At 72.7% G+C, this 22,961-nt stretch carries 21 protein-coding genes and 1 pseudogene; 11 read left to right on the forward strand and 11 right to left on the reverse strand.

Annotated elements, in window-relative coordinates; all coding sequences use genetic code 11:
• Positions 1-285 (forward strand): annotated as a pseudogene (locus tag G6039_RS25620) (hypothetical protein); the annotation flags it as partial.
• A 174-nt stretch (positions 286-459) separates the two neighbouring features.
• Entirely contained in the window at positions 460-885 is a 426-nt protein-coding gene (locus G6039_RS25625; protein ID WP_006942502.1) for an Hsp20/alpha crystallin family protein, read from the forward strand.
• A 60-nt stretch (positions 886-945) separates the two neighbouring features.
• On the opposite strand, the gene G6039_RS25630 is transcribed toward G6039_RS25625, so the two are convergent.
• The 4 genes from G6039_RS25630 to G6039_RS25645 are packed head-to-tail and all read right to left on the reverse strand — an operon-like array spanning position 946 to position 5,513.
• Positions 946-1,725, reverse strand: a complete 780-nt coding sequence (locus tag G6039_RS25630; RefSeq protein ID WP_006942500.1) for a polyprenol monophosphomannose synthase — start codon at positions 1,723-1,725, stop codon at positions 946-948.
• A 35-nt stretch (positions 1,726-1,760) separates the two neighbouring features.
• On the reverse strand, positions 1,761-3,338 hold the full coding sequence (gene lnt / locus G6039_RS25635; RefSeq protein ID WP_006942498.1) for an apolipoprotein N-acyltransferase: 1,578 nt from the start codon (positions 3,336-3,338) through the stop codon (positions 1,761-1,763).
• Positions 3,335-4,945 carry an amidohydrolase gene (locus tag G6039_RS25640; protein WP_006942496.1) on the reverse strand — a complete coding sequence of 537 codons (1,611 nt, stop codon included), beginning with the start codon at positions 4,943-4,945 and terminating at the stop codon, positions 3,335-3,337. The genes lnt and G6039_RS25640 overlap by 4 nt, the downstream gene beginning before the upstream one ends.
• A 19-nt stretch (positions 4,946-4,964) precedes the next feature.
• Positions 4,965-5,513 (reverse strand): FxsA family protein, encoded by a 549-nt coding sequence (locus G6039_RS25645; RefSeq protein ID WP_006942494.1) that lies wholly within the window; start codon positions 5,511-5,513, stop codon positions 4,965-4,967.
• 111 nt (positions 5,514-5,624) lie between these two features.
• Here G6039_RS25645 and G6039_RS25650 point away from each other — a divergent pair, with 111 nt between their 5' ends.
• Genes G6039_RS25650 through G6039_RS25660 form a run of 3 tightly spaced genes read left to right on the forward strand, consistent with a single transcriptional unit; the run spans position 5,625 to position 9,298 of the window.
• Positions 5,625-6,392, forward strand: a complete 768-nt coding sequence (locus G6039_RS25650; RefSeq protein WP_006942491.1) for a TSUP family transporter — start codon at positions 5,625-5,627, stop codon at positions 6,390-6,392.
• A gap of 30 nt (positions 6,393-6,422) precedes the next feature.
• A complete protein-coding gene (locus G6039_RS25655; RefSeq protein ID WP_006942490.1) occupies positions 6,423-7,934 on the forward strand; it encodes a TldD/PmbA family protein in 1,512 nt (503 codons plus the stop codon).
• Positions 7,931-9,298, forward strand: a complete 1,368-nt coding sequence (locus tag G6039_RS25660) for a metallopeptidase TldD-related protein (RefSeq protein WP_029543786.1) — start codon at positions 7,931-7,933, stop codon at positions 9,296-9,298. The genes G6039_RS25655 and G6039_RS25660 overlap by 4 nt, the downstream gene beginning before the upstream one ends.
• A gap of 163 nt (positions 9,299-9,461) precedes the next feature.
• Here the strand turns inward: G6039_RS25660 and G6039_RS25665 are convergent, their stop codons facing one another.
• The 4 genes from G6039_RS25665 to G6039_RS25680 are packed head-to-tail and all read right to left on the reverse strand — an operon-like array spanning position 9,462 to position 14,279.
• Positions 9,462-11,111, reverse strand: a complete 1,650-nt coding sequence (locus G6039_RS25665) for a glycoside hydrolase family 13 protein (protein WP_006945752.1) — start codon at positions 11,109-11,111, stop codon at positions 9,462-9,464.
• Positions 11,112-11,158: 47 nt separating this feature from the next.
• Positions 11,159-11,983, reverse strand: coding sequence for a carbohydrate ABC transporter permease (locus G6039_RS25670; RefSeq protein ID WP_029543784.1), 825 nt, complete (start codon positions 11,981-11,983; stop codon positions 11,159-11,161).
• Between the two features lie 2 nt (positions 11,984-11,985).
• Complete coding sequence (locus G6039_RS25675) at positions 11,986-12,933, reverse strand: carbohydrate ABC transporter permease (RefSeq protein ID WP_006945754.1); 948 nt, start codon at positions 12,931-12,933, stop codon at positions 11,986-11,988.
• A complete protein-coding gene (locus G6039_RS25680; protein WP_029543780.1) occupies positions 12,930-14,279 on the reverse strand; it encodes an ABC transporter substrate-binding protein in 1,350 nt (449 codons plus the stop codon). The genes G6039_RS25675 and G6039_RS25680 overlap by 4 nt, the downstream gene beginning before the upstream one ends.
• A 102-nt stretch (positions 14,280-14,381) precedes the next feature.
• Here G6039_RS25680 and G6039_RS25685 point away from each other — a divergent pair, with 102 nt between their 5' ends.
• From G6039_RS25685 to G6039_RS25695, 3 genes are all read left to right on the forward strand, one after another.
• Entirely contained in the window at positions 14,382-15,464 is a 1,083-nt protein-coding gene (locus G6039_RS25685) for a LacI family DNA-binding transcriptional regulator (RefSeq protein WP_231385907.1), read from the forward strand.
• 22 nt (positions 15,465-15,486) lie between these two features.
• Entirely contained in the window at positions 15,487-16,437 is a 951-nt protein-coding gene (locus tag G6039_RS25690) for a glycoside hydrolase family 68 protein (protein ID WP_476727112.1), read from the forward strand.
• Positions 16,438-16,514: 77 nt separating this feature from the next.
• Positions 16,515-17,594: an ABC transporter ATP-binding protein gene (locus tag G6039_RS25695; protein WP_029543775.1), complete on the forward strand. Its 1,080-nt coding sequence runs from the start codon at positions 16,515-16,517 to the stop codon at positions 17,592-17,594.
• A gap of 98 nt (positions 17,595-17,692) precedes the next feature.
• Here the strand turns inward: G6039_RS25695 and G6039_RS25700 are convergent, their stop codons facing one another.
• The gene (locus tag G6039_RS25700) at positions 17,693-18,124 is read right to left on the reverse strand and encodes a PPOX class F420-dependent oxidoreductase (RefSeq protein ID WP_006945761.1); all 432 of its coding nucleotides are present in this window, start codon (positions 18,122-18,124) and stop codon (positions 17,693-17,695) included.
• A gap of 64 nt (positions 18,125-18,188) precedes the next feature.
• Between G6039_RS25700 and G6039_RS25705 the strand changes: the two genes are divergently transcribed.
• Both G6039_RS25705 and G6039_RS25710 read left to right on the forward strand, forming a co-directional pair.
• On the forward strand, positions 18,189-19,019 hold the full coding sequence (locus G6039_RS25705; protein WP_006945762.1) for a cobalamin biosynthesis protein CobG: 831 nt from the start codon (positions 18,189-18,191) through the stop codon (positions 19,017-19,019).
• Positions 19,020-19,096: 77 nt separating this feature from the next.
• A complete protein-coding gene (locus G6039_RS25710; protein ID WP_006945763.1) occupies positions 19,097-20,563 on the forward strand; it encodes a dihydrolipoyl dehydrogenase family protein in 1,467 nt (488 codons plus the stop codon).
• A gap of 9 nt (positions 20,564-20,572) precedes the next feature.
• On the opposite strand, the gene G6039_RS25715 is transcribed toward G6039_RS25710, so the two are convergent.
• A complete protein-coding gene (locus G6039_RS25715; protein ID WP_006945765.1) occupies positions 20,573-21,319 on the reverse strand; it encodes a decaprenylphospho-beta-D-erythro-pentofuranosid-2-ulose 2-reductase in 747 nt (248 codons plus the stop codon).
• 77 nt (positions 21,320-21,396) lie between these two features.
• On the opposite strand from G6039_RS25715, the gene G6039_RS25720 reads away from it, so the two are divergent.
• The gene (locus G6039_RS25720) at positions 21,397-21,795 is read left to right on the forward strand and encodes a pyridoxamine 5'-phosphate oxidase family protein (protein WP_006945766.1); all 399 of its coding nucleotides are present in this window, start codon (positions 21,397-21,399) and stop codon (positions 21,793-21,795) included.
• Positions 21,796-21,801: 6 nt separating this feature from the next.
• Here G6039_RS25720 and G6039_RS25725 read toward each other — a convergent pair whose 3' ends face one another.
• Entirely contained in the window at positions 21,802-22,932 is a 1,131-nt protein-coding gene (locus tag G6039_RS25725; protein ID WP_006945767.1) for a M24 family metallopeptidase, read from the reverse strand.
• Between the last annotated feature and the right edge of the window lie 29 nt (positions 22,933-22,961).

The raw sequence follows: 22,961 nt of genomic DNA on the forward strand, positions 1-22,961 counted from the left end.
GCCCGGATCGGCGCCGTGCCGGCAGCCCCCCGGGCGGCGGGGACGGGGGCGGTGGACTTCGAGGCGGCACGGCTGCGCACCGAACGCGACGAGGCGCTGCGGGCCGCGGCCGAGGCCTGGCAGCGCGTCGCCGAACTCGAGGCGGATCTGGCGATGGTGCGCGCCGAACTGGCCGACGAGCGGGCAACCCAGCTGCGCGAGGCGCGCGCGCACATCGCCGAGCTGCAGGTGCAGGTCGCCGAGCTGCGGCGCGAACGCGATCGTCGCACCGCGGACCCGGCCTGACGAACGTTCGGCGGTCCTGCTCGGTGCCGAACGATCGATTGCCCTAGTACCTCTTCTTCGAACGTTCGGCGCCGCCGGGTCCGGGACTTCCGGCCCTGTCGGGACCTCGTCGAGAGGAGTCGAATGGAGTCGGAACGACCTCCCCATCGATCCGACTCCCAGAGAGGAGCAGACATGTCCACTGTGCCAGCGCGCCGTCCCCGTTCGGTGTTCCCGGACCTGTCCGAGTTCTTCGACGCCTTCCCCTTCACCGGCCTGCGTCCCGCCCTCGGCGGCAACCTCATCCGCGTCGAGGACCGCGTCGAGAACGGCCGGTACGTCCTGCGGGCCGAACTGCCCGGGCTCGACCCCGAGAAGGACATCAACGTCTCGATCAACGCCGGGCAGCTCGAGATCACGGCCGAACGCACCGAGGAGAAGTCCGAGGGTGGACGCTCGGAGTTCCACTACGGCTCGTTCCGCCGTTCGGTGACCCTGCCCCCGGGTGCGAAGGACGACGACGTCGAGGCGTCCTACACCAAGGGCATCCTGACCGTGTCGATCGGTCTCGCCGAGCAGCAGGAGGCCGGGAAGAAGATCGAGGTCAAGAACGTCGAATGAGCCCCGGCACCCGGGAGGGGTGCACGCCCGTCGGCGTCCACCCCTCCCCCCGGCCGCTGCTCAGCGGCGCAGCAGACCGCGCAGCTTCGTCCACCGGTTGCGCACACCCCACACGGTGACCTTGATCAGGGCCTCCTGCACGATGCTGCCGCTCATCTTCGACTCGCCGATGATCCGCTCGGTGAAGGTGATCGGCACCTCGGCGACGGTGAACCCGGCCTGCACGGCCCGCCAGGCGAGGTCGACCTGGAAACAGTAGCCGTGCGAGGCGACCGCGGCGAGATCGAGCTTCTCGAGCACCTCGCGGCGGTAGGCGCGGTAGCCGCCGGTGATGTCGTGGATCCTCACCCCCAGCGCGAGCCGCGAGTAGATGTTGCCGCCGCGGGAGAGCACCTCCCGGTGCCACGGCCAGTTCACGACCGTGCCGCCGGGCACGTACCGCGAGCCCAGCACCAGGTCGGCGCCCGCGTCGATCCGCTCGAGCAGCAGGTGCAGTTGCTCGGGGGCGTGGCTGCCGTCGGCGTCCATCTCCACCAGCACGGTGTAGCCGCGCTCGAGTCCCCAACGGAACCCGGCGATGTACGCGGCGCCGAGACCGTTCTTCTCCGTGCGGTGCATCACGTGGATGCGGCCCTCGCTCGCGGTGGCGAGACGATCGGCCACGTCCCCGGTGCCGTCCGGGCTGCCGTCGTCGACGATCAGCACGTGCGTGTGCGGCAGCGCGGCGTGCAACCGGCCGACGATCAGGCCGATGTTGTCGCGTTCGTTGTACGTCGGAATGATCACCAGGGTCCGGGCGCTCGGCGCACTGTCGTTCCCGGCCGGCGTCGCCGCTGCCATCGAAGGTCCTTCCTGTCGAACCGGCCGTGGACCGGTCATCTCGCGGTGCCGGCTGCGGCCGGCACGGTGGTGCCCCGCCCGCGCGAGCGCACCAGCGCCACGCCGACGGCGGCGACGGCACCGACGCAGAGCACGAGCTCCGGAATCGGTCCGAGCCGAGTAGCCAGCGTAGCCGTCGTGCGCAGCGGCACCTGCGCCACCAGCACCTCGGGCACGAACAGGGCGCTGCGCTCGGTGACCGTACCGTCCGCCGCGACCATCGCGCTGACCCCGCTCGTGGCGGCCACCACCACGGCACGGCCGTGCTCGACGGCCCGCACCCGGGACATCGCCAGCTGCTGGTAGGTCATCTCCGTGTCGCCGAAGGTGGCGTTGTTGGTGGGCACGGCCAGCAGCTGCGCGCCGGCGCGCACCGAGTCCCGCAGCGCCCGGTCGAACGCCACCTCGTAGCAGGTGGCCACGCCGATCGGGATGCCGGCGGCGTGGACGGTGCCGTCGCCGTCGCCGGGTACGAAGTGCCCGGCCCGATCGGCGTAGTCGGAGAACAACCGGAAGAACGAGCGGTACGGCAGGTACTCGCCGAACGGCTGGATGATGCGTTTGTCGTGCCGCTCCCCCGGCCCGCCGGCCGCGTCCCACACGATCACCGAGTTGGTGGTGGTGCCGTCCCCGTTGACCAGCACGGCGCCCACCAGGATCGGGGCGCCGACCGCGGCCGCCGCGGCGCCGATGTCGGCGGCCGCGTCGCGGTTGCGCAGCGGGTCGATGTCGGAGGCGTTCTCCGGCCAGATCACCACGTCCGGGCGCGGCGCGGTGCCGGCCCGGACCCGGTCGGCCAGCTCCAGGGTGCGGGCCACGTGGTTGTTCAGCACGGCCTTGCGCTGGGCGTTGAAGTCCAGTCCCAGCCGCGGCACGCTGCCCTGGATCGCGGCGACGGTGACGATGCGTTCGCCCGACTCGGGGGCGGGCAGCGCCGGCCAGGTCGCCAGCGCGAGCAGCGGCGCGGCGACGGTCACCGCGGCGGCCCGCAGCAGCGGTGACCGCTCCCGGTGCCCGCGGGCGTAGCGCAGGCCGGCGCGGCCGCACGCCCACAGGCCGGTGCCGGTCAGCGCCACGGCGAACGACACCAGCGGCGCCCCGCCGACCGCGGCGAGACCGACCAGCGGCCCGTCCGGCTGCCCGAACGCGAGCCGGCCCCACGGGAAGCCACCGAAGGGCACGCTCGCCCTCAGGTATTCGGTCAGGCTCCAGCCGGCCGCGATCCACACCGGGGCACCGGGCAGGGCACGCACCTGCACCGCGATCACCCCGAACAGGCCGACGAACACGGATTCGGCGGCCGCGAGCGCCAGCCACGGCAGCGGGCCGACGTACTCGCCGACCCACGGCAGCAGCGGCACGAAGAACCCCAGGCCGGCGAGGTAGCCGTAGCCGAAGCCGGCACGGCGGCGCCGCGTCGGCGCCGCCAGGATCGTGGTGAGCAGCGCGATGCCCAGCGGCGCGAGGAACCACAGCGGACGCGGCGGGAAACTCGTGAACAACAGCAGCCCCGCCGCGACGGCGGCGACGCTGCGGGCCACCACCGGCCGGGCGGCGGCGCGCGGCCCGATCACCGTGCGTACACGACGCGGCCGCGGTGCACGCTGCGCAGCAGCACCGGGTCGGGCGTGCCCGGCTCGAGGTCCGGCAGCGGCGCCACCCGCGACCGCGGGTCGGTCGACCAGCGCTGCACGCTGTCCTTCGGGGCGCTGACCACGAGCTCGTCCGCCTCCCAGATCGCGTACGACGCGGGCGCGCCGGGGTCGAGGGTGCCGGCGACTCCGTCGCGCACCCCGCCGGCGCGCCACGCCCCGCGGGTCGCGGCGGCGAACGCGGCGCGGGGGGAGATTCCGCTGCCCGGGGTGCGGTGGTGCACGGCGGCGCGCAGCATCGGCCACGGCCGGGCCGCGGTGACCGGTGCATCGGAGCCGAAGGCGAGCGACATGCCGGTCGCGGCGAGCGGTGCGAACGGGTTGAGCCCGGCGGCGCGGTCGGCGCCGAGGCGGGTGGCGTACAGCCCGTCCGGCCCGCCCCACAGCGCGTCGAAGGCCGGTTGCATGCTGGCGATCACGCCCCAGCCGCCGAGCCGGGCGGTCTGCTCGGCGGTGACCATCTCGAGGTGTTCGAGCCGGTGCCCGCGGGCCGCGACGGCCGGGCCGCCGAGCTCGGCGACGACGGCCGCGAACGCCTGCACCGCGGCGTCGACGGCGGCGTCGCCGATGACGTGGAAGCCGGCCTGGATGCCGGCTTCGGTGCAGGCCCGCAGGTGCGCGGCCATCTGCTCGACGGTGAGGTAGGCGGTGCCGCAGCAGTCGGGGCGGTCGGTGTAGGGCGCGGCGAGCCACGCGGTGTGCGACCCGAGGGCGCCGTCGACGAACAGGTCGCCGCCGAGGGCGTGGCCGCCGGTGGCGGCGAGGAGCGCGCGGGCCTGGTCGGCGGTGGTGACGGCCTCGCCCCAGTAGCCGCGGACCTGCACGGCGTGGTCGGTGGCGAGCAGTTCGGCGAAGTCGTCGCGGCCGGCGATGTCCGGGCCGCCGCACTCGTGGACGGCGACGATGCCGTGTGCCGCGTAGTCGTCGAGGGCGGCGGCGCGGGCGCGGGCCCGCTGGGCGGGGGTGAGCAGGGCGCGGGCGGCGGCGCGGACGGTGTGGTGCGCGGCCGCGGTGAGCGGACGCTGCGGGTGGTAGCCGTCGAGTCCGACGAGGTCGGTGGCGGCGCGCAGCGCGGTGGAGGCGGCCGCGGAGTGGGCGTCGACGCGGGTGAGGTAGACGGCGCGGCCCGGGGCGGCGGCGTCGAGGTCGTCGGTCGTCGGTGCGGTGGGGTCGGGCCAGCGGGTCTCGTCCCATCCGTGGCCCCAGACGACGGCGTCGGCGTGCCGGGCGGCGTGGTCGCGCAGCCGGTGCAGCGCGTCCTCGCGGGAGGGGGTGCCGGACAGGTCGAGGCCGGTCAGGGCCAGGCCGTGCGCGGTGACGTGGACGTGGGTGTCGACGAACGCGGGTGCGACGAACGCGCCGTCAAGGTCGATGGTCTCGGCGTCCGGGTGCAGGGCGCGGCCGGGCCGGTCCTCCCCCACCCACACGACCTGCCCGTCGGTGACGGCCATCGAGGTGGCGTCGGGGGCGCTGGCGCTGTAGATGCGGCCGCCGACGAGAAGCTGGGTGCGGGGGGCTGGGGAACTCACGGCTACCCAGTGTGCCCCGTCAGGGCAGGTGCGGGCGCTGCGGGGGGTCGACGATCTCCCCCTCGAGCACGGTGCCCGCGCCGGGTGTCGCGGCGCCGAGGCGCGGGGTGCCGACGACGGTGTGCTCGACGACCTCGCCGTCGACGACCACGAGCCGTTCGCCGCGGAATCCGCCGCCGCGGGCGGCGGCCGCGGCCACCTTGCGGGCGGCGACGGCCCGGACGGCGGGCCGCAGCAGGGCCCGGGTCGGGGGCAGCAGCAGCAGAATTCCGGCGGCGCTGGTGACCGGGCCGGGCACGAGGACGAGGGCGGCACCGACACCGATCAGGGCGCCGTCCGTGAGGGCACGGTCGGCGGCGCCGGCGAATCCGGCACGGTCGGCGGCGGTGCTGCGGACGCGGCCCAGGTTCTGCAGGGCACGCCGGCCCTGCGCGCCGAGGACGAGGTAGCCGAGGACGCTCACCCCGAGGAACAGCAGGATCGTCGCGCCGATGCCCAGGGTGGAGCCGAGCCAGGCCAGCACCCCGATCTCGACGACGACGTAGGCCAGGAACAGCAGCGCGATCATGGGGTGATCCTCCCAGGCGCCGGGGGCGGCACGAATGCGGATGCGACGGTCACACCCGGTCAACGAACGGCGCGGCGGTTTTGCTCCCGACCGCTGTGATCGAATGGCCGCGTGGGTGCGGGCGACTGGGCGGTTCTGATGGTGGCGGCGACCGCCGCGGGGTGGGTCGACGCCGTCGTCGGTGGGGGTGGGCTGATCCTGTTGCCGGCACTGTTCGTCGTCGCCCCGCAACTGACGCCGGCGGCCGCGCTGGCGACGAACAAGCTCACCGCCATCTGCGGCACCGGCGCGGCGGTGGTGACGTTCGCCCGTCGGATCCGGCTGCAGTGGCCGGTCCTGGCTCCGGCGGCGGCGCTGGCCGCAGTCGCGGCCGCGGCGGGTGCGGCGACGGTCTCGCGGATCAACAGGGACCTGTTCATTCCGATCGTGATGGTGGTGCTGGTGGCGGTCGCGGTGTTCGTGACGCTGCGACCGCAGGTCGGCACGACGCTGGCGCACGAACGCCCGACGCTGCGGCGCACGGTGCTGGTGGTGCTGCTGGCGGCCGCGGTGATCGGTTTCTACGACGGGCTGCTCGGCCCCGGCACCGGCACGTTCCTGATCATCGCGTTCGCGACGCTGCTCGGCACCGAGTTCGTGCGCTCGGCGGCGATGGCGAAGGTGATCAATCTCGGGTCGAACCTCGGGGCGTTGGTGTACTTCGCGGCGACCGGGCACGTGTGGTGGTCCCTGGGGCTGGCGCTGGCGGTGTGCAACATCGCGGGCGCGGTGGCCGGGTCGCGGACGGCGCTGCGGCGCGGCTCGGGGTTCGTGCGGGTGGTGCTGCTGACCGTGGTGCTGGTGATGGTGGTGCGGCTGGGATGGCAGCAGTTCGGTTGAGCCGGCGCACGGGCCGCTACGGTGTTGCGGGTGAGCACCGTCGACGCCGACTTCCTCGCCCTGCCGCTGCGGGCGCTCGCGGACGCCGCGCTGTCCGTCGCCCGCGCTGCGGGCGCCTCCCACGCGGACCTGCGGGTGCATCGCGTGCACAGCCAGTCGTTGAGCCTGCGGGACGGCGCCGTGCAGGCGGCCGTCGACAGTGTCGACACGGGGCTGGCCGTGCGGGTGGTGGTCGACGGCACGTGGGGGTTCGCCTCGCACGCCGAGCTGAGTCCCGCCGTCGCGGCGGCGACCGCGGGGCAGGCGATCGAGGTGGCCCGGGCGTTGCGGGCGCTGAACCGGGAACGGGTCGAGCTCGCCGACGAACCGGTCTACCCGGACGCGGTGTGGGTGTCACCGTACGAGGTCGATCCGTTCACGGTGCCCACCGCGCAGAAGGTGGCGCGGCTGACGGACTTCTCGCGGCGGCTGCTCGACACCGACGGGGTCGATCACGTGACGGCGAGCTGTCTGCAGGTCAAGGAGCAGACGTTCTACGCGGACCTGGCCGGCTCGACGATCACCCAGCAGCGGGTGCGGGTGGCACCGCAGCTCGAGGCCACCGCCGTCGACCGGCGCACCGGCGAGTTCGAGACGATGCGCACCCTCGCCCCGCCGGTGGGGCGGGGTTGGGAGTATCTGGCCGGCGACGCGCACTGGCACTGGAACGAGGAGCTGGAGCGGATCCCCGGCTGGCTGGCGGAGAAGGCGGCGGCCCCCAGCGTGCAGGCCGGGCCGACGGACCTGGTGATCGACCCCACCAACCTGTGGCTGACCCTCCACGAATCGGTCGGGCACGCAACGGAATACGATCGGGCCATCGGGTACGAGGCGGCCTATGCGGGCACCTCGTTCGCCACCCCGGACGGGCTCGGCACGCTGCGCTACGGCACCGACGTCATGCACGTGACGGCGGACCGCACCGTCGCGCACGGGCTCGCCAGCGTCGGCTGGGACGACGACGGGGTCGCCGCCCAGTCCTGGGACCTGGTGCGGGACGGGATCCTGGTGGGCTACCAGCTCGACCGGGTGTTCGCGCCGCGGCTGGGCCTGGGACGCTCGAACGGCTGCTCGTACGCCGACTCGGCGCATCACGTACCGCTCCAGCGGATGGCGAACGTATCGCTGCAGCCGGACCCGTCGGCCGACACGACCACCGCCGACCTCATCGCCCGGGTCGACGACGGGATCTACGTCGTCGGTGACAAGTCCTGGTCGATCGACATGCAGCGCTACAACTTCCAGTTCACCGGTCAGCGGTTCTACCGGATCCGCGGCGGCGAACTCGCCGGGCAGGTGCGCGACGTGGCGTACCAGGCCACCACGACGGACTTCTGGGGGTCGCTCGAGGCGGTCGGCGGGCCGTCGACCTGGCAGCTCGGCGGCGCCGTGAACTGCGGCAAGGCCCAGCCCGGTCAGGTCGCCCCGGTCAGCCACGGCTGCCCGTCGGCGCTGCTGCGGTCGGTGAACGTGCTCAACACACGCGCGGAGGGCGGGCGATGATCGAGGCGCAGGAACTGCTCGAGCGGGCGCTGCGCTGCTCGACCGCCGACGAGACCATCGTGCTGGTCACCGACACCGGCGAGGCGTCGCTGCGGTGGGCCGGAAATTCGATGACCACCAACGGGATCTCGCGCTCGCGCAGCTGGACGGTGATCGCGGTGCAGCGCGGCGACACCCCCCGCGTCGGGGTGGTGACGTCGAGCAGCGTCGACCCGGCCGACATCGCCCCGACCGTGCGGGCGGCGGGGGCGGCGGCCGCGGCGGCGTCCCCGGCCGAGGACGCGATGCCGCTCGTCGGCGGCGACGGCGTGCCCGGCGACTGGGCCGACGCCGCGGCCGGGACGGACATCTCGGTGTTCGGGCGGCTCGTCGACGATCTCGCCGCGGGATTCGACGGCGCCGATCAGCTCTACGGCTTCGCCCACCACCGGGTGTCGACGACCTGGCTGGGCACCTCCAGCGGGGTGCGGCGCCGGTTCACCGAGCCGGAAGGATCGGTGGAGATCAACGGCAAGCGGGGCGGGCTGAACGGGGCCAGCGCGTGGGCCGGGGCCGGCACCCGCGACTTCACCGACGTCGACACACCGTCCCTGCTCGCGGAGCTGTCGCGGCGGCTGGACTGGGCGTGCCGCACGGTCGACCTCCCGGCCGGGCGCTACGAGACGCTGCTGCCGCCGTCGGCGGTGGCGGACCTGATGATCTACCTGATGTGGTCGATGGAGGGCCGCGGCGCCGAGGAGGGGCACACCGCGCTGTCGCGGCCCGGCGGCACCCGCGTCGGCGAACGGCTCACCGCGCTGCCGTTGACCCTGTTCTCCGATCCGGCCGCCCCCGGCCTGGAGTACGCGCCGTTCGTCGCGGCCACCGCCTCGTCGAACTCGGTGTCGGTGTTCGACAACGGGATGGACGCCGGGCGGGTCGACTGGGTGCGCGACGGCGCGGTGCACGCGCTGGCGTACCCGCGGGCCGCGGCCGCCGAGTTCGGGGCGCCGGTGGCGGCGCCCGGGGAGAACCTGGTGCTGACCGGCGGCGGCGCGGCCGACGTGGACGAGATGGTGGCCCGCACCGAGCGGGGACTGTTGCTGACGACGCTGTGGTACATCCGGGAGGTCGACCCGGCGACGTTGCTGCTGACCGGTCTGACCCGCGACGGCGTGTACCTGGTCGAGGACGGTGCGGTGACGGCGGAGGTGAACAACTTCCGGTTCAACGAGAGCCCGCTGGATCTGCTGCGGCGCACCACCGAGGCGGGCCGCACGGAGCGGACCCTGCCGCGGGAATGGAAGGACTGGTTCACCCGCACCGCGATGCCGCCGCTGCGGGTCCCCGACTTCCACATGTCGTCGGTCAGCCGCGCTCGCTGAGCCCGGCGCTCAGGGCAGGGGGCGGTGGAACCGGGCCGGGCTGCCGACCTACGGGCTCGACGTAGTGTCCCCCGAAAATCGGGCGGATTGGGCGAGAAGGCTCGTTCGATGTGGTCACCGCCGGATCCGACAAGTTCTTCGATGGAGTGGCTGTGTCACGGCCCTATCGGTTGGTGCGCAGCCAGACTGCGGTGTCCGGTGGCAGAGAACGGGCATCGGTCAGGGCGGCGGAGGCGAGCAGGACGGTTGCGTCCGGGTCGATCGCAACCGGTTGACGGGACAGGTTCACGACGCACCGAAACGTCGGTCCGCGGTCGAAGACGAGGGCATCGGTGGCCGACGGCTGCCAGCCGAAAGAGTCATCGCGCAGGGCGGGCAGTGTGCGTCGGAGTCGTAGTGCGGTGCGGTAGAGGGTGAGCATCGAATCGGGGTCGTCGGATTCGGCGGCGACGGTCTTCGACTTCCAGTTGTCGGGTTGGGGTAGCCACGGCTGGACGTGGTCGGCGGCGAACCCGAAGGGTGGGTGGTCACCGCTCCAGGGCAGCGGGACCCGGCATCCGTCGCGGCCGCGGATGGTGTGCCCGGACCGTTCCCAGGTCGGGTCCTGCAGCAGTTCCGCAGGGAGGTCGGTGACTTCCTCGAGGCCGAGTTCTTCGCCCTGGTAGAGGTAGGCACCGCCGGGCAGGGCGAGCATGAGCAGGGCCGCCGCGCGGGCGCGGCGGGTGCCGAGGGTGAGATCGGAGTCGGTGGCGGCGGTCAGGGTCATCGGCAGTGTGCTGGTTTCGGCGCGCCCGAATCGGGTGAGGTGGCGAGTCTCGTCGTGGCTCGAGAGCACCCAGGTGGTCGGCGCACCGACCTCGCGGAGCGCCTCGCGGCTGCGGTCGATGGCCTCGCGCAGTGCTGCCGGGTCCCAGCCCGCTCTGGGGAAGTCGAAGTTGAAGGCGGTGTGCAACTCGCCGGGACGCACGTAGCGGGCCAGACGTTCGGGGCTGCGGACGATCGCCTCGGCGACGAACATGCGGTCGGGGCCGTATTCGTCGGCGATGGTGCGAAACTCGCGCAGGATGTCGTGAAGTTCGTCGACATCCCAGTGCGGATTGTCGACCCACGTGCTGGATTCGAACCGGGCTCCCGGTGCGTGGCCGGCATCCGGCAGTCCGGGAACCTTGGCCATCGCCGACACGGCGTCGATGCGTATGCCGTCGACGCCGCGGTCGAACCAGAAGCGCAGAACGTCAGCAAATTCGGTGCGGACCTCGGGGTTGGTCCAGTCGAGGTCGGGTTGTTCGGGTGCGAACAAGTGCAGATACCACTGGCCGGCTTGTCCGTCCTCTCGGGTGGTGCGGGTCCAGGCCGGTCCGCCGAATGCACTGATCCAGTCGTTCGGCGGGAGTTCGCCCGTGTCGCCGCGGCCGGCGCGGAAGAAGTACCTGGCGCGCTCCCGCGAACCGGGGGCGCTGCGCAACGCCTCCCGAAACCAGGGGTGGGTGTCGGACGTGTGGTTGGCGGGCAGGTCGATGATGATGCGGAGTCCGGCAGCGTGGGCGGCGGCCAGCAGGGTGTCCGCGTCGTCGAGAGTGCCGAAGAGCGGGTCGATGTCGCGGAAGTCGGCGACGTCGTAGCCGCCGTCCGCCATCGGTGACGGATACCAGGGGGTGATCCAGATTGCGTCGACGCCGAGGTCGACGAGGTACGGCAGGCGCTCGGCGAGCCCTGCGAGGTCGCCGATGCCGTCGCCGGTGCCGTCGGCGAAGCTGCGCAGATACACCTGGTAGATGACAGCGTCGTGCCACCACTGTCGTGATGTGGGCATGGTTTCCCCTGCGGGTGGTGTGGGCGTGGTGGTGTGGGCGGGCACGGTCAGCCCTTGACGGCGCCGGCGATCATCGCCTTGACGAAGTGGCGCTGGAACAGCAGGAACACCACGATGGTCGGGGCCATGATCAGCAGGGATCCGGCGTTGAGAAGGACGACGTCGGTCGAGTATTGGCCGACGAAGTTCTGCAGTGCGCCCGCCATGGTCCGCTTACCGGGGTCGTCGATGAGGACGATGGCCTGCAGGAAGGTGTTCCAGGTCCACAGGAACAGCAGCAGACACAGCGAGGCCAGCGCCGGGACCGCGAGCGGGATCTGGATGTGACGGAAGGCCTGCCAGGGGCCCGCCCCGTCCAGGGCCGCAGCCTCGGTGAGCTCTTTCGGCATGGACAGGAAATGGGCTCGCATCCAGAAGACGGCGAAGGGCGTGAACGTGCCGATGAGAACCAGGATGAGTCCGAGGCGGGTGTTGAGCAGGTTCATCTCGCGCAGCTGGTAGTAGAGCGGCACGATCGTCGCCTCCTTCGGGAGAGTCAACCCCAGCAGCAGGAGCAGGAAGACGACGGTGCCTCCGGGCACGTGCAGCTGCCCGAGCCCGTAACCGGCCATCGCAGCGAACAGCGCTGCGACGGGGACGACGCCGGCGACGAGGATGATGCTCGAGACCATCAGCGGTGTCACCTCCGCGACGCGCCAGGCGTCGAGGAAGTTGTGCCAGTGCGGGTTCGACGGCCACGACAGCCCGAGCGGGACGGTGCCCTGCGGTTGCAGTGCCGCCGACAGCATGCTGAGCAACGGCAGGATCGAGAAGATCATGGTGCCGAGCAGCAGGACGAGTCCGGGAATCCGTTGGCGAGCGGAGGTTTTCATGATCATTTCTCTCTGAAGAAGCGCTGGATCGGCAGGATGACCATCAGGATCAGGCCGGTGAGGACGACAGCGAGGGCGCTGGCGAGACCGACCCGGGATTCGGTGAAGCCGAGTTGATAGATCAGGACGCCGGGCACGGTGGTCGCGTAGCCGGGTCCGCCCTGGGTGGACATGAACACGATGTCGAAGCTGGCGAGGGCGGCGATGATGGTGACGGTGACGCAGACCCCGATCTCGGCCCGCAGGGCTGGAACGGTGACGTATCGGAAGGTGCTGAGGAAGCTGGCGCCGTCGAGCCGGGCGGCCTCGTAGATCGAGATGTCGATCTTCCCGATGCCGGCCATCAGCAGGATGGTGCAGAATCCGAGGCCGAGCCAGGTGCCGATGACGCCGACGGCGGGCAGGGCCCAGTCGAAGTCGCCGAGCCAGGAGCGGGTGAGCCCGCCCAGGCCGACGGCCGAGAGCAGTTGGTTCACGGTGCCGTTGGTCGAGAACATCCACACCCACGCGACCGCCGCGGCCGCGCCGGGAATGATCTGCGGTAGGAACAGCAGGGTGCGGGTGAGGGTTCCGAGGCCGCGTATGCGGATCTCCTGGAGTAGGGCAGCGACGAGAAGGCCGCCGATCACCGGGAGGACGGTGAAGAACAGGATGAGGAAGAACGCGTGCCCGATCGAGGACAGCAGCTGCGGGTCGGTGAGCACGCGGCGGTAGTTGCCGAGCCCCACCCAGCTGCCGACGGAGATGCCGTCCCAGTTGTAGAGGGAGTACCAGAGGGTGCTCAGCAGCGGCCGGAGGACGAAGACGGTGTACACCGCCGCGGCGGGCAGGACGAACAGCCATCCGGTCAGGGCCCGTTTGGCGCGGTGGCCCCGCCCCGGCCGGGTTGCGACGGGATGCGGGAACGCCCGGGTGGGGGATGTCTGGGGGGCGTGTGCGGTGGAGGTCATCTCAGGAGGTCCTGCTCGTATGCGGATTGGACGGCGGCCATCATCTCGCCGGGCGTGGTTCGGCCGGCGACGAGCATCTGGACCTGCGGTAGCCAGGTGCCGGACATGCCGTTGGTGGCGTTCTGGACGAATTGGACCTGGCCGTCGGCGGCGACCAGTATGTCGAAGGCCGCCTGGATCTGGGCGCCCAGCGATCCGGGTGCGGTGGCCGGGACGGGGCCGGTACCGGACGGGGCGAAGCCGGCGTCGACCACGACCTGCCGGCCCGCGTCGGACCGGAGGAAGTCCAGGAAGGCTGCGGCGGCGTTCTTGTCGTCCGACCCCGAGGGTATTGCGAAGTTCGACACCGGGTCGGACATGGCGAGCACGGGTGACCCGGCGGGCGCGGGTGGAAGGGTGAAGCCGACGTTCTCGCCCATCTTGGCCTGTAGGGTCGCGGCATCCCAGTTCCCGGAGACATAGAACAGGGCCTCGCCCGCAGCGAACCGTCCGGCGGCGGCGGTGGCGTCGGTGCCGTTGGTGTCCGCGGGGAAGTAGCCCTTCGCTGCCCAGCCGGCCACCACCGCGGCCGCGTCGACCGCGGCGGGGGTGTCGAGGGTGGCGCCGGGCGCGTTGAAGACCCAGCCGTTGACCGCGTCCGGGCCGAGGGCGTTGTTCAGCATCATCTGGACCAGGAAGGTGACCTGCGCGCTCTTGTTGCCGGCCATGATCGGGATCAGTCCGGCAGTTTTCGCCGACGCCAGGGCCTGCTCGAATTCCGCGACGGTGGTGGGCGGCTCGACCATCCCGATCCGGTTCGCAAGCTCCTTGTTGTAGTAGAGCCCGGTCACCGTGAACCCGCTGGCCATCGTGTACTGCGGGCCGGTGCCGCGGATTCCGTTCGCATCGACCCGGTACATGGCACTCTGCCCCGGTGGAAGCGTGTTCCAGCCGTAGGCGTCGGCCCACGGATCGAGGGCCGTGAGCTGGTGGTTGGCTACCGCGGCGGGCAGCGCGATGATCCGCGCGATGTCCGGCGGATTCTCCGACGCGAGCACCCGGGGGGCGTTGACGGCCTGCACCTCGTCCGGGTCGTAGCGCGGGGTGATGGTCACGTTCGGATGGCGCTCGGTGAACGCCGCGATCAGGGCCTCGTCGATCTTCTTCAACCCCGCACCGTCGTACAGGGTCAACTCGATCGGGTCGGTGCCGAGATCGATGTTCACCGGCACCGGGTCGGTCGGGAGGGTCGCGGTGTTACCGCTGCCCGGCGGCGCGCACGCCACCACCGTCTGCAGGACCGCGGCGCCTGCGAGGGCGGCGAATCTGCGTGCCCGCCGGGCCGGGGTCGAGTGGTGTGAGTCCATAACTCCTCCGCGTTGAGATGCGCATCACATTTCGGAAGCGCTTCCGAAGCGTATGTCGGAAGCGCTTCCGAAATCAAGGTCGATCGGTCTACCATCGGGCTTGTGTCCAATCGACCTGCAGCGTTGAGCCTCAGCGACGTCGCCCGGGAGGCCGGGGTCTCACTGACGACGGCTTCACGCGCCCTCAACGACTCGTACGGTGTGTCCGCGGCGACGAAGGCGAAGGTACTCGCCACCGCCCGCCGTCTCGACTACGTCGTCTCCCCGGATGCGGTCCGCCTCGCCGGCGGCCCGACACGACGGGTGGCGCTGGCCGTCCCCCACCTCGAGCGCTGGTTCTTCGGCGAGATGGTGAGCGGCATCGAAACGGTGCTCTCCGCGGCCCACTTCGACCTGTTGCTGTACCAGGTCGGCGGCCCCGACGACCGCCACGACTTCTTCACCCGGCTGCCCGCCCGCCGGAAGGTCGACGCCGTCGTGGTGGTCGCATTCCCGGTCGACCAGCACGAGCAGGAACGGCTCGCCCTGATGGGCGTCAGCATCATCGCCGCCGGCGGGCAGAACGCCGACTACCCCTACGTCTGCATCGACGACTATCGTGCCGGCCGCCTGGCCGTCGACCATCTCCTGGAACTGGGCCACCGGCGCATCGCCATGATCGCCGCCCACGACCCGGACCAGCCGGGCTGGCCGGCCCGCCCGGGCCGCTCGGCGGCGTACGTCGACGCCCTGACCGAGGCCGGGATCGCGGTCGATCACGCTCTCATCCGCGACGTCGACTGGGGCGGCCTCAACGCCGCATCGGCGATGGCCGACATTCTCGACGCGGCCCCGGAGCACGCCCCGACGGCGGTGTTCGCGCACAGCGACGAACTCGCCCTCGGCGCGATCAGAACCCTGCGCCGCCGGGGCCTGCGGATACCCGACGACGTCTCCGTGGTCGGGATCGACGATCACCCCCTCGCCGCACTCACCGACCTGACCACGGTGCACCAATCCGTCCGCGAGCAGGGCGAGATCGCCGCCCGCCTGGTCCTCGAAACGCTGAATCCCAGCCCCACCGCGGACGGCGGCGTACCCACCGCCGTCACGGCCCCGGTGACACTCACCGTCCGCGCCAGCACCGGACCGGCGCCGGACCGAAGGCGGCCGACAGCGGCGACCGCAGACGACTCTCCGCGCTGAGAGCACGACGGTCGCGCCCCGATTGCCGAACACCCCAGGAGACCTGATGCGCCTCGCCCTTCCCGACCACTGGGTCTGGGACAGTTGGATGACCGACGACGGCACCGACTACCACCTGTTCTTCCTCCGCGCCTCGCGCGCCCTGCAGGACCGCGAACGCCGCCACTACCGTGCGGCCATCGGACACGCGACCTCGCGGGACGGCGAGCAATGGACCCTGACCGCCGACGCAGTGGCGGCCTCCGACGCCCCGGCGTTCGACGACCTCGCGACCTGGACCGGCTCCGTCGTCCGCGACACCGGCGGACGCTGGAGCATGTTCTACACCGGCGTGAGCCGGGCCGAGAACGGCCTCGTACAACGCATCGGCCGCGCAACCTCCTCGGACCTGGTCACCTGGACCAAGGACCCCGACCTCGTCCTCGAGGCCGACGGCCGCTGGTACGAACGCCTCGGCGAGGGCACCTGGCCGGACGAAGCCTGGCGCGACCCCTACGTCTTCGAACACGCCGGTCGGTGGCACATGCTGATCACCGCCCGCGCCAACTCCGGCGATCCCGAGGGCCGCGCCGTCGTCGGCCATGCCACCAGCAAGGACCTGAGCCACTGGCACATCCACCCCCCACTCTCGACGCCCGCCGGATTCGGCGAGATGGAAGTCCTGCAGGCACACACCGTCAACGGGAAACCGGTCCTGGTGTTCTCCTGCGCGCCCAAGAACACCAGCGTTCACGCCGGGCACCAAGCGGGGACCTGGATCGCCGAAGGACAGTCCCCGCTCGGGCCGTGGAAGATCACCGAGGCGGCGAACATCGACACCGCCGACCTGTACGCGGTGCAGATGCGGCGGACACGGGACGGCAACTGGACGACGTGGGGCTTCGACAACGGCGACGGACCGCAATTCGGCACCATCTCCTCCTCGAGTTACGTGCCGTTCACCGGTACCGACAGTTCGACCACGACGCCCTGACAGCACCGATACCCACACCACTCACCTCACTCGGATCGTCCGGCACGTTCCTGCCGGTGGAGGGACTCTCTTTTCTCATGGCAACCATCACGTACGACCACGCGACCCGACTGTTCCCCGGTTCGGACTGCCCCGCGGTGGACCAACTCGACCTGCACATCGAGGACGGCGAATTCCTCGTCCTGGTCGGCCCGTCCGGCTGCGGTAAGTCGACGTCGCTGCGCATGCTCGCCGGCCTCGAGGACGTCGACGGCGGTCGCATCACCATCGGCGGCCGCGACGTCACGCACGCCGAACCCAAGGAACGCGACATCGCGATGGTGTTCCAGAACTACGCCCTCTACCCGCACATGAGCGTCGCGGAGAACATGGGCTTCGCGCTCAAACTCGCCGGTACCGACAAGTCCGAGATCCGCCGCCGCGTCGCCGAGGCCGCCGACATGCTCGACCTCGGCGCGTATCTGGACCGCAAGCCGAAGGCGTTGTCGGGGGGCCAGCGGCAGCGAGTTGCCATGGGCCGCGCCATCGTCCGCCAGCCTCAGGTGTTCCTCATGGACGAGCCGCTGTCGAATCTCGACGCGAAGCTGCGGGTGCAGACCCGGACGCAGATCGCCCAGTTGCAGCGCCACCTGGGCACGACCACCGTCTACGTCACGCACGACCAGGTCGAGGCGATGACGATGGGCGACCGGGTCGCCGTCCTCCAGGGCGGGGTGCTGCAGCAGTGCGCGTCACCGCGCGAGCTCTACCACCGGCCCGCGAACGTCTTCGTCGCCGGATTCATGGGTTCACCGTCGATGAACCTGTTCACCGTGCCCGTCACCGACGGCGGAATCCGCTTCGGCGGGCAGGTGATTCCGGTGCCGCGGGACACCCTGGCGGCCGCCGGCCGGGAGGTTGTCTTCGGGATCCGGCCCGAGCACGTCGAGATCGCCGACTCCGGCGGACTGAAACTCGAGGTCGACGTGGTCGAAGAACTCGGCTCGGAAGCGTTCATCTTCGGACGCACTCAGGTGGGCGGACGGCACGAGCCAATGGTGGCCAGGGTCCACTGGCGAAATCCACCGGAGAAAGGCCAGGTCGTGCACGTCCGCATCGACCCGTCGCACGCCCACGTCTTCGCCACCACCCCCGGCGGCGCCCGGCTACCGCACTAGCAGCACAGCTGTCGAAGGCTTCATGCCTCGCACCCCGGACCGCCGGCATCGGATGTGCGCCGACGCGCTCTCAGCTGTGCGGCATCGCAGCGCTCCCGTCACCCGCCGTGCCCGGGGGCCGGGGTGCCCGTCTCCGGAGCGGTGGCGCCCGCGTCGACGGCGCAGGCGATGCCGACGGTGCCGGCGCGGCCGCGGCGCAGCACGCTGCCCTTGACCGTGAGCCACCCGAGGATCCCGTATCTGCGCGCGATCACGGCCCGCGCCCGCTCGGTGCCGGCGGCATCAAGCACGGTGGCGGTGCCGGGGACCGCGTCGCTGCGCGGGTTCCCGCGCACGTCGCACACCGCGAGGGTGATCCGCGGATCGCGGCGCAGCCGCTTGACCTTGTAGGAGTCGGTGACGGTCCACACCAGCAGCCGGTCGGCGTCGGCGGCCGCCCACACCGCGGTCGGCACCGGGGTGCCGTCCTTGCGGAACGTGGTCAGCAGCACGTACTTCGCGGCGGCGAGGTCGGCGAAGGTCGGGGTCATGGGGCACACCCTACGGAAAACCGCGCCGCCGGCGCGCCGACCGGCGCCGTCTAGCCTGGAGGGCATGCCGCATGCCCATGATCCCGCCGTGGCCGACCTGGTCGAGGTGCCCCTCCCGGGGGGCCGGCTGACCGCGGCGCAGCTGCAGGTCCTCGCCGAACTCGCCCACGAGCACGCCGGGGGCACCCTCGTCCTCACAGCCGGCGGCCTCGGGATGCGCGGGGACCGCACCGAGCTCACCGCGCGGCTGACCGGTCACGGCTTCGACCTGCCCGGCGAGCACCGGCACCGCCTGCTCGTCTCGCCGCTGTCCGGTCGCATCGGCGGGCACGTGGACGTGTGGGAGACGCTGGCCGGGGTGCAGGACCGCCTCGACGGGACCGTACCGGACCGCGAGATCGTCGTCGGGATCGACGACGGCACCGGCGACATCGCGGCCCTGGCCCCCGAGGTGGGGGCGTTGGCGTTGCCCGACGGGCGGTGGGCGCTGCTGCTCGACGGCACCGACTCGGGGGTGCGCCTGCCCCCCGGCGACGTCGTCGAGGCGCTGGTCGCGGCGGCGCAGCGGCCCCGCCGCGCCGGCGTCGCCGCGACCCTCGCGGCCCTGGGCCTGGAGCCGTCGGAGCCGGCGGCGCCGCACCCGCCGGCCCCGGCCCGGCCCGTGGGATGGCTCGACCAGCCCGACGGGGCGGTCACCCTCGGCGGCGGTCTGCCCGGGGCGGTGCTGCCGGCGCGGATGGCGGAGTTCCTCGCGGCCGTGGACCGCCCCCTGGTGGTGACGCCGTGGCCGGTGCTGTTGCTGTGCGACCTCGACGAGTGGGCCGCCGAACAGGTGGTGCGGGTGCTCGCCCCGATGGGGCTGATCTTCGACGCCGACTCCCCCGCCCTGCGCTGATCCGCGCCGCGGCCGCCGCATTCCGGGGTCGCCGCATTCCGGGGTCGCGCGGTCCGGGCGCGGCCTACCGTGAGGTCATGACCATCGGTGCCGGTTCCGAGTCCGACGTGTTCGATGTCATCGTCCTCGGCGGCGGGCCCGCCGGGGAGAATGCCGCCGACTATGCGATCGCCGGCAGCGACCGCACCGCGGTGCTGGTGGAACACGAACTGGTCGGCGGCGAATGCTCCTACTGGGCGTGCATGCCGAGCAAGGCGCTGCTGCGACCGGGGCAGGTGCTCGGCGCGGCCCGGCACATGCCCGGCGTCGCCGCCAAGGTCGCCGCGCACGGCGTCGACGTCGCCGACGTCCTCGCCCGCCGCGACGCGTTCACCAGCGGCCGCGACGACGCCGCGCAGGTCGAGTGGGCCCGCGGCGCCGGGATCGACGTCGTGCGCGGGCACGGCCGGCTGAGCGGGCCGTGCGAGGTCACCGTGGACGGCCCGCAGCCGCGCCGGCTGCGGGCACGGCACGCGGTGGTGGTGGCCACCGGCACCACCGCCGCCGTCCCCGACCTGCCCGGGCTGCGCGCCGCCCGGCCGTGGACGTCGCGGGACGCGACGAACCTGCAGCAGGTGCCGCGGCGCGCCGCGATCGTCGGCGGCGGCGTCGTCGCCTGCGAGGTCGCCACGTGGCTGCGCGAGCTGGGCACCGAGGACCTGACGATGCTGGTGCGCGGGGAGCGGCTGCTCGCCCGCACCGAACCGTTCGCCGGCGACGCGGTCGCCGCGGCGCTGCGCGAGCACGGCGTGCGGCTGCGGTTCGGCACCACGGTGGCGGAGGTGTCCCGCCCGGACGTCGCGGACACCGGCGTGGGGCGCCTCCACGGCGGCCCGGTGCGGCTGCGTCTCGACGACGGCGGCGACCTCGAGGTCGACGAGCTGATCGTCGCGACCGGACGCCGGCCCGCCACCGCCGACCTCGGTCTCGACGCGGTCGGGGTGGCCGGGGACGGCCCGCTGCGCACCGACGACCACATGACCGTCGCCGGGACGGACGGACGCTGGCTCTACGCCGTCGGCGACGTCACCGGCCGGACGGCGCTGACGCACATGGGCAAGTACCAGGGCCGGGTGTGCGGCGACGTGATCGCCGCCCGCGCCGAGGGCCGCGACCTCGACGCGCCGCGCTACCGGGCGAGCGCCGACCACGGGCAGGTGCCGCAGGTGGTGTTCACCGTCCCGGAGGTCGCGTCGGTGGGCCGCACCGCCGCCGGCGCCCGCGCCGACGGCCTCGACGTCGAGGTGCTCGAGGTCGACATCGCCGTGGCCGGATCCGCTTTGGCCCGGGACGATTTCACCGGCCGCGCCGCCCTCGTCGTCGACCGCGCGACCGACACCGCGGTGGGGGCGACGTTCGTGGGCACCGACGTGGCCGAGCTGCTGCATGCGGCCACCGTCGCGGTGGTCGGGGCGGTGCCGCTCGAGACGCTGTGGCATGCGGTACCGGCATATCCGACGGTCGGCGAGGTGTGGTTGCGGCTGCTCGAGTCGCGCCGCCGCTGACCGCGCCGGTCAGCGCGGCAGCCGCCGCCAGATCGGGCGCGGCAGCAGCCGCATCCCGAAGAACACCGGCCGCAGCACCGCCGGCACCCACACCTCGCCGCGGCCGCGGTGCAACGCCCGCACCGCCGCATCGGCGACCCGGTCCGGGGTGCTCGACAGCGGCGCGGGGCTCATGCCCTCGGTCATCCGGCCGATCACGAACCCGGGCCGCACCAGCAGCAGGGACACGCCGCTGCCGTGCAGCGCGTCGGCCAGGCCGGCGGCGAATCCGTCGAGGCCGGCCTTCGCGGAGCCGTACACGTAGTTCGCCCGGCGCACCCGCACCCCCGCCACCGACGAGAACACCACGATCCGGCCCGAACCCTGGGCGCGCAGCTGCGCTGCGAGGTGCGTGAGCAGCGCCACGTGGGCGACGTAGTCGGTGTGCACGATCGCGACGGCGTGGGCGGCGTCGTGTTCGGCGCGGCGCTGGTCGCCGAGGATGCCGAACGCGAGGACCGCGACGTCGATCGGGCCGTACAGGGCCCGGATGTCGGCGAGAACCTGCTCGTGGGTGTCGAGCCGGTCGGCGTCGAACTCGACGGTGTGCACGGCGGCGGCCCCGGCGTCGAGCACGGCGCGGCGCTGCGGCTCGAGGTCCCCGGCGCGGCGCGCGGCCAGGACCACGGTGCGGCCGCGGGCCAGCCGCACGGCCACCGCCGCCCCGATCTCGCTGCGGCCCCCGAAGACGACGATCGAACCCTGCTCGTTGCTCACCGCACCAGTGTGCCCGGGCGGCGCCGGGGCCGTCCGGGGCGGGTCCGGCGGTGCCGGGTTCGGCTACCGTCGCAGGCATGGCCCGAACCCCCGCCGCGCTCGGCGATGCCGCGCTGCAGTTCCTCACCGAATACCATCTCGGCACCCTGACGACGCTGCGCACGGACGGCAGCCCGCACGTGGTGGCCGTCGGCTTCACCTGGGACCCGGACGCCGCGGTGGTGCGGGTGATCACCAACGCGACGTCGCAGAAGGCGCTCAACGCCGAGCGCGGCGGGTACGGCGCTGTCAGCCAAGTCGAGCGCGGCCGCTGGCTCACCCTCGAGGGTCCGGCCCGGGTGCGCACGGACCCGGAGGCCGTCGCCGAGGGGGTGCGCCGCTACACCGCGCGGTACCGGCCGCCGCGGCCCAACCCGACCCGCGTGGTGGTGGAGATCACCGTCGAACGGGTGATGGGTTCGGTGCTGGACCGGTAGGGCCGGTCATCCCGGCAGCTCGGTCAGCCCGTGCGGCCGGTGGTTGAGCGGCTCGCAGCCGTCCTCGGTGACCACCACGATGTCCTCGATGCGCGCACCCCATGCGCCGCGGAAGTAGATGCCCGGTTCGATGCTGAACGCCATCCCGGGCCGCAGCACATCGGTGTTGCCGTCGACGATGTACGGCTCCTCGTGCACGGACAGCCCGATGCCGTGCCCGGTGCGGTGCACGAACACCTCGGCGAGGCCGTGCGCGGCGAGCACGTCGCGGGCGGCGGCGTCGACCGAGGCAGCGCTGACCCCGGGCCGGACCGCGTCGACGGCCGCCTGCTGCGCGGCCTCGAGCAGCGCCACCTTCGCCGCGACGTCCGCGGCGGGCGCGCCGAGGCTGTAGGTGCGGGTGGAGTCGGAGTAGTAGCCGGGCTCGACCGGGCCGCCGATGTCGACGACCACGACGTCGCCGGGTTCGAGGACCCGGTCGGAGACCTCGTGGTGGGGGTCGGCGCCGTGCGGGCCGGAGCCGACGATGACGAACGCGGCCTCGGTGTGGCCCTCGGCGACGATCGCGGCGGTGATGTCGGCCGCGACCTGCGCCTCGGTGCGCCCGGGCCGCAGCCACCGTCCCATCTGCGCGTGCACCCGGTCGATGGCGGCGCCGGCGCGGCGCAGCGCCTCGACCTCCGCGTCGTCCTTGATCATGCGCAGCTGCCGCACCACCTCCGTCGCCAGCACGGGCGGCACCGCGAACCGGGTCGCGAGCGGCACCAGGTGCAGGGCGGGCATGGCGTCGGCGACCGCGGTGCGCGGGCGCTCCGGCAGCAGCGCCGCCACCTGCGCGTACGGGTCCTGCCCGTCGACCCAGTCGTGCACCGGCAGGTTCAGGTCCGCGGCGGCGGAGTCGGTGAGGGCGGCCAGCTCGAGCCGCGGCACGACGACGGAGGCGGGGGCGCCGTCGGTGGGCACCACCAGGCAGGTGAGCCGTTCGAACGATTCCGCCCGCGAACCGAGGAGGTAGCGCAGGTCCGGGCCGGGGGTGACGAGCAGCGCGTCGAGGCCGGCGTCGCGGCCGAGGGCGGCGGCCCGGGCGAGACGGTCGGCGTATGCGGAGGCGGGGAAGCGGCGCGCGGGGGAATTCATGCGGACAGCGTAGTGGCGTTTGGCAGGAT

This window comes from Rhodococcus aetherivorans, from assembly GCF_011058165.1.
In the GTDB taxonomy this organism is placed as follows: Bacteria; Actinomycetota; Actinomycetes; order Mycobacteriales; family Mycobacteriaceae; genus Rhodococcus; species Rhodococcus aetherivorans.